Below are 6,144 nucleotides of genomic sequence, written 5' to 3'. Positions count from 1 at the left end.
TGCGTTGGTTTTAGTGATTAAGGTGGTATGCGGCGGCTTTGGTATTGCGTTGCTCACCCCTTAACAGGGCGTTATGTGCTCGGAGGGAGTATGGAAATTCAGAAGGTCCTAAAATCGGACTTAGAGGCAGTGACAAGACTTGTTTCAGAGGTCTCAGACAAGGATGTGCTTCCATTGTTTAATGAACGGGGAAAGCAAGAGTATAAGGACAGAGTTTTACCTGACCTAGTGACAACTTTTGACCATGAGAAGTTTTCATCTGTTAAGGCCGTATCAGGTGGGGAAGTCCTTGGTTTTGCTGCTTTACGTGATGGGAATTATCTAACACATTTATTTGTTGCTAATTCACAGCAAGGTTCAGGTTTAGGTCGTGCTTTATTGAATCATTTGCTCAATCGGACAGATGCTCGTGAAGTTAGCCTGCGTTCATCGGTGAATGCTGTTGAGTTCTACAATCGCAATGGTTTCGTAGCAACAGGTGAAGAAGCCGAGTTCAACGGAATTAGGTTCGTACCAATGTCTTTAGTACGCACATAACAATAAATTTAAGAGTGATTCACAACACTCGGCATTTTTGGTTTGCTTCAGCTTTAGTGTTTACGGCACAATGGTTTAGTTCAGGTGTTAGCGTTGTTCACACCTTAATTCGGCGTTAGTTTGCTACAAAGAATCGGGAAGTATTGAGGAAGATATGAAAGTAGATATTAGACCAGCCAAGGAAGACGAACTGGAATCTCTCCATTCTTTGGTTATTTCAAATGATGAATGGATGAAGTTCAATGGTCCTTATTTTCCATATTCTCACCCAACATTAGAACAGTTTGAAAGTTCATCATTTCAACGTTTAGTCGCTGGCTCAGACTTACAATTAATTACTGTTGACGATATTCCTGTTGGAACGGTTAGTTGCTACTGGGAATGTGAAGAAACTCGTTGGCTTGAAGCTGGTGTAGTGATTTACGATGCAAAGTATTGGGGTAAGGGCATTGCTGCGCTTGCTCTACCTTTATGGGTATCGTACGTGTTCGAAACTAAAGAAATCGAGAGGGTTGGTTTAACCACTTGGTCGGGTAATCCTCGAATGATGTCTTTGGCCTTGAAACTGGGTTTTCAACAAGAAGCGAGACTTAGAAAGGTTCGTTACTACAATGGTGAATACTATGACTCCGTCAAATATGGGGTGTTACGGTCGGAGTGGTTAGAACGCAACTAACAATAAATTTAAGAGTGATTCACAACGCTCGGCGCTTTCACTTCAAGCCAGTTTAGTGTTTATGGCACAATGCTTTAGGTAAGGTGTCAGCGTTGTTCACACCTTAATTTGGCGTTATACGCTTTTGAGGAAATAATCCAATATGAACAAGGTAGTATTCAGAAATTGCGATGAAAATAGTCAGTATTGGGTTGCTCTAGAGGAGCTGTTTCAAACAGAATGGTCTGATTTTCGGTTCGTAGATACTTATAAGCCACAATCTAATCTTCCACCGGTAATTGTCGCTCTCAGAGACAATCAAGTTATCGGTGGTCTTGCTTATTCGAGCTTTAAAGAACCTCATGGTGACTCAGAAGTTATTTGGTTTAATGCTGTTTATGTTTCACCAGATTGGCGCGGGCAAGGTATTGCTAGTGAACTGATTAACCGAGGTGTTAGCCAAGTATCAGCAGCAACTCAAAGTAACCTGTATGCTTACACAAATGTACCATCGTTGTACGAGTCATTAGGTTGGTTAGCAGTTGATATGGAAAGTGAGCTAAATCATAAGGTTATGACAGTTTCGTTGTAGTGTCAGCACGCGTATAACAAAGCATTTAAGAGTGATTCGCAACGCTTGGCGTTTTCGCTTCGCTCAAGTATAGCCAAGCGCCGCTCACACCTTAATGCGGCGTTATAAGGCTCGAAGATAAAAGGAATTTACGTGGAAATCAGAGTGGGGAAGCTAAGCGATGTTGCAGCCATCACCGATATCTTTAACTTTTACGTAGAGCATACTAACGCTCGTTTTGAAGAGCGGGCATTTACGCAAGAAAACCGTCTAAATTGGTTCTCTCAATTCTCATATAATAGTAGGCATCAACTTTTCGTTGCTATCGAAAGTGGGGAGTTGCTAGGTTTCGCATGTTCCCAGCCTTATAGGGACATTTCAGCATTTGAGGATACAGCTGAAGTTACCGTGTACCTTGCTTCAACAGCAAAAGGTAAAGGTGTTGGTTCAAAACTGTATTCTAAGCTGTTCTCATCAATTTCTGGTTGCGGAGTCCACAGGGTGTTGTCAGGTATCGCATTACCTAATGATGCTTCAGTTGCCTTACACAAACGTTTTGGTTTTAGAGAAATTGGCGTATTCAATGAATATGCAAAGAAAAATGGTGAGTACATTAGTTCGGTTTGGTTGGAAAAGGCGCTTAACTAAAAGTCCGCCTTATAACAAGCAATTTAAGAGGGATTCACAACGCTTGGCGCCCTCACTTCAAGTCAGTTTAGTGTTTATGGCACAATGCTTTAGGCTTGGGTGGACGCGTTGTTCACCCCTTAATTGGGCGTTATAAGCTTCGAGGAAAATTATGGAAAGTATCATCAAACAAGCAATTGAATTGCGGAAACAGGGTAAGTATCAAGAGTCGAGAGCTTTGCTAAAAACGCTGCTAAACGATGAAGCTTGTTCTGCTAAAGCTCACTTGCAAATTGCTTGGTCATACGACAACGAAGGTAAAGAGCAAGAAGCGATTACTCATTATCTGTCATCTCTTTCAGGTCTTTTATCGTCGGTAGAAAGGTTTGATGCTTTGTTTGGGCTAGCGAGTACTTATCGAAGCCTTGGCATGTATTCGGAGGCGTTAAGCTACTTTGAGCAAACTCTAAGAGAGTACCCTAGTTCCATTGAAGTTCAGCCTTTCTATGCCATGTGTCTCTACAACTTGGGACGCCATAAAGAAGCAACATCATTACTACTCGAACTTTTAGTATCAACCACGAACAGTGATGCAATTAAAGAGTATCAGCGAGCTATTTCTTTATACGCAGAAGATTTAGATAGAAAGTGGTAAAACGAAACACGCTTATAACAAGCAATTTAAGAGGGATTCACAACGCTTGGCATTTTTGCTTCTACTTCAAATTTAGTGTTTATGGCACAATGTTTTAAGTTTGGGTGTAGGCGTTGTTCACCCCTTAATTGGGCGTTATGTTTACCTGTATTTCAAAGGCTTAAAGGTCTTGGGTTCTAGTTCTTTGTCCCTTAAGTAATTCGTTCCTAGTAGACTCAGCAAATCCGCATTGTCGGGCTAAGTTCTTGAATCACTCAGACCATAAAACATGCCAATGTTCATGGGTTGCTTCATTGTCAGGTCGTGGCGGTCGGCTTCTTGTATAACTGGCTTAAAGTTGCTTTAGGATTCTTGGCCAATTAGCATTTCGGTTTGGCAGTTGTCTCGGCAATTCAGCCTTGTTTTGCGCTTTGGTTGGAAAGATAGGGTGTTTGTTGAAGCTAAGTCGGGTTGCCTCATTGGGAAGGGAAGTGGAATTACACGTTTTAGGTTGGTCGCCTTTGGCGGTCAAGTAGGCTCTAGCCTTGTGGTTGGGCTCAGAAAACTAGCATGAAATCGCAGTTCTTTCTCAATTAAGTCAGTAGCTTGTGGTAAAACATAACAAGCAATTTAAGAGGGATTCACAACGCTCGGCATTTTTGCTTCTACTTCAAATTTAGTGTTTATGGCACAATGCTTTAGGTTTGGGGGAGGCGTTGTTCACCCCTTAATTGGGCGTTATGCCTTTTGGGAGAAAATATGCAGTTCTACAAAGCAGATGAATATCAGGCATCTTGTGAAAACCTGTATCGTAAGTACGAACTTGAGATAGCTGCTTTACTTCCAGATGCATCTATTGAGCATATTGGAGCTTCCTCTATCCCTAATGCTATATCTAAAGGTGACCTAGACATACTTGTTGGTGTTAACGGCAAGGAACTAGAAAATGCAGTAAAGTTACTTTCTACTCTAGGTTTCAACGAAAAATCCGATACGTTAAGAACTCCGGAGCTTTGCATGCTGGAAAAGAGCTCAGGTGAGGATGTCGCTTTTCAAGTTGTAGCTAATGGTTCGGAATTTGAGTTTTTTGTGGGGTTTAGAGACAAACTCCGTAAAAGTCCTGAGTTAGTTCAACGATACAATGAGCTGAAAATGTCTTGTACAGGTTGGTCTCACGAAGAGTATCGTCGGAAAAAATCAGCTTTTATTGAGCGCGTGTTAGGACAGGCATAACAAAGCGTTTAAGACAGATTCTCAACGCTCGGCATTTTCGGTTTGCTTTGAATTTAGTGTTTACGGCACAATAGTTTAGGTAGGGTGGTCTGCGTTGCTCACTACTTAACGCGGCGTTATGTTTTGGACTACCCCACGTTTAGTAGACACTTTGCTAAGTTAGAACTAGGGTCTAATTGAGAGATGATTTATGGCTAAATATTTAACAAAGGTATACTTAAGCAAAAGTCTAGCTTTAGTTGCCAGAGTGGTATTAATTATTATTTCCATCTTAAGTCTGGAAACTATCTATTTTACTTTGGAATTAGGGGAGACCCAAAACTACAAATCGTATAGAGCGGGAACCTCAGTTTATGATGCCTATTTAATGAAACACAGTGCTATTGTATTTATTTCAATATACTTTGCTTTGTTTGGGATTCGAACTAAAAAATAGACTAGCTAAAAACTTTGCTTGGTCATTTTGCAAAATGTCTCGATTTTACTGAAAGCTTGCGAACTTTCGTGCATTGTGATGATTAAGCACTAAGCCGAGACAAATAAACATAACAATAAATTTAAGCAGATTCGTAACGCTCGGCATTTTTGCTTTGAATCAGCTTCGGTGTTTACGGCACAATAGTTCAGGTAGGTGGTAGCGTTACTCACTACTTAATTTGGCGTTATGTTTACTTGAATTTCAAAGGCTTAAAGGTCTTAGGCTCTAGTTCTTTGTCCCTTTGGCAATTCGTCCCTAGTAGACTCAGCAAATCCGCATTGTCGGCCTAAGTTCTTGAATCTCTCAGGCCGTAAAACATGCCAATGTTCGTAGGTTGCTTCATTGTCAGGTCGTGGCGGTTGGCTTCTTGTTTAACTGGCTAAAAGTCGCTTTTGGATTCTTAGCCAATCAGCATTTCGGCTTGGCAGTTGCTTCGGCAATTCAGCATTGTTTTGCGTATGGGTTGGAAAGACAGGGCGCTCGTTGTGATTTGGTCGGGTTGCCTCATTGGGCAGGGAAGTGGAATTACTTGTTTCTGGTTGGTCGCCTTTGGCGGTCAAGTTGGTTTCAGCCTTGTGGTTTACTTCAGAAAACTAGTTGGGAATAGCAGTTCTTTCTCAATTAAGTCAGTAACTTGTGGTAAAACATAACAAACAATTCAACAGTGATTCGCAACGCTTGGCGCTCTCGCTTCAGGTTGAGTTTAGTGTTTACGGCGCAATGGTTTAGTTCAGTGTTTGCGCTGCTCACACGTTAATTGGGCGTTATGTTTACTTGTAATTCAAAGGCTTAAAGGTCTTGGGCTCTAGTTCATAGTCCCTTTGGCAATTCGTCCCTAGTAGACTCAGCAAATCCGCATTGTCGGCCTAAGTTCATGAATTACTCTGGCCGTAAAACATGCCAATGTCCGTGGGTTGCTTCATTGCCAGGTCGTGGCGGTCGGTTTCATGTTTAACTGGCTTAAAGTCGCTTTTAGATTCTTAGCCAATCAGCATTTCGGCTTGGCAGTTGTCTCGGCAATTTTCTATTGTCTGCGCTTTGGTTGGAAAGAAAGGGCGCTCGTTGTTTCTTAGTCGGGTTGCCTCATTGGGCAGGGAAGTGGAATTATACGTTTTAGGTTGGTCGCCTTTGGTGGTCAAGTTGGCTCTTGCCTTGTGGTTCAGTTCAGAAAACTAGCCAGAAATAGCAGTTCTTTCTCAATTAAGTCAGGAGCTTGTGGTAAAACATAACAAACAATTCAACAGTGATTCGCAACGCTTGGCGCTCTCACTTCGGGTTGAATTTAGTGTTTACGGCGCAGTGTTTAGGTTCAGTGTCTGCGCTGCTCACACGTTAATTGGGCGTTAGCCGTCATGGAGCTTGCTATACTCAAAGTGATAGAATAGTATCACTTTAGTATTCCTTTGGAG

Annotated in this window: 6 protein-coding genes; all 6 read left to right on the top strand. The window is 41.8% G+C overall.

Translation table 11 applies throughout. The annotated features are described in order from the left end of the window. Positions 1-90: 90 nt before the first annotated feature. The 6 genes from ACHUFZ_RS20975 to ACHUFZ_RS20950 all read left to right on the top strand — a co-directional run bounded on the left by ACHUFZ_RS20975 (position 91) and on the right by ACHUFZ_RS20950 (position 4,257). Entirely contained in the window at positions 91-537 is a 447-nt protein-coding gene (locus ACHUFZ_RS20975) for a GNAT family N-acetyltransferase (RefSeq protein ID WP_394128682.1), read from the top strand. Positions 538-691: 154 nt separating this feature from the next. Next, positions 692-1,213, top strand: coding sequence for a GNAT family N-acetyltransferase (locus tag ACHUFZ_RS20970; RefSeq protein ID WP_394128681.1), 522 nt, complete (start codon positions 692-694; stop codon positions 1,211-1,213). Positions 1,214-1,355: 142 nt separating this feature from the next. Further along, positions 1,356-1,784 (top strand): GNAT family N-acetyltransferase, encoded by a 429-nt coding sequence (locus ACHUFZ_RS20965; RefSeq protein WP_394128680.1) that lies wholly within the window; start codon positions 1,356-1,358, stop codon positions 1,782-1,784. A 132-nt stretch (positions 1,785-1,916) separates the two neighbouring features. After that, the gene (locus tag ACHUFZ_RS20960; RefSeq protein ID WP_394128679.1) at positions 1,917-2,411 is read left to right on the top strand and encodes a GNAT family N-acetyltransferase; all 495 of its coding nucleotides are present in this window, start codon (positions 1,917-1,919) and stop codon (positions 2,409-2,411) included. A 151-nt stretch (positions 2,412-2,562) separates the two neighbouring features. After that, complete coding sequence (locus tag ACHUFZ_RS20955) at positions 2,563-3,045, top strand: tetratricopeptide repeat protein (RefSeq protein ID WP_394128678.1); 483 nt, start codon at positions 2,563-2,565, stop codon at positions 3,043-3,045. Between the two features lie 738 nt (positions 3,046-3,783). Further along, positions 3,784-4,257: a GrpB family protein gene (locus tag ACHUFZ_RS20950; RefSeq protein WP_182027557.1), complete on the top strand. Its 474-nt coding sequence runs from the start codon at positions 3,784-3,786 to the stop codon at positions 4,255-4,257. The last annotated feature ends 1,887 nt before the right edge of the window (positions 4,258-6,144 follow it).

The organism is Vibrio hepatarius (assembly GCF_043642085.1).
Taxonomy (GTDB): Bacteria; Pseudomonadota; Gammaproteobacteria; order Enterobacterales; family Vibrionaceae; genus Vibrio; species Vibrio hepatarius_C.
Note: the sequence above shows the minus strand (reverse complement) of the source record. Positions and strands in the feature narration are given on the sequence as shown.

Bases quoted from the DNA above. Each gene is read 5' to 3' on its own strand.
- ACHUFZ_RS20975 (WP_394128682.1), top strand. From the start codon at position 91: ATGGAAATTCAGAAGGTCCTAAAATCGGACTTAGAGGCAGTGACAAGA.
- ACHUFZ_RS20970 (WP_394128681.1), top strand. From the start codon at position 692: ATGAAAGTAGATATTAGACCAGCCAAGGAAGACGAACTGGAATCTCTC.
- ACHUFZ_RS20965 (WP_394128680.1), top strand. From the start codon at position 1,356: ATGAACAAGGTAGTATTCAGAAATTGCGATGAAAATAGTCAGTATTGG.
- ACHUFZ_RS20955 (WP_394128678.1), top strand. From the start codon at position 2,563: ATGGAAAGTATCATCAAACAAGCAATTGAATTGCGGAAACAGGGTAAG.
- ACHUFZ_RS20950 (WP_182027557.1), top strand. From the start codon at position 3,784: ATGCAGTTCTACAAAGCAGATGAATATCAGGCATCTTGTGAAAACCTG.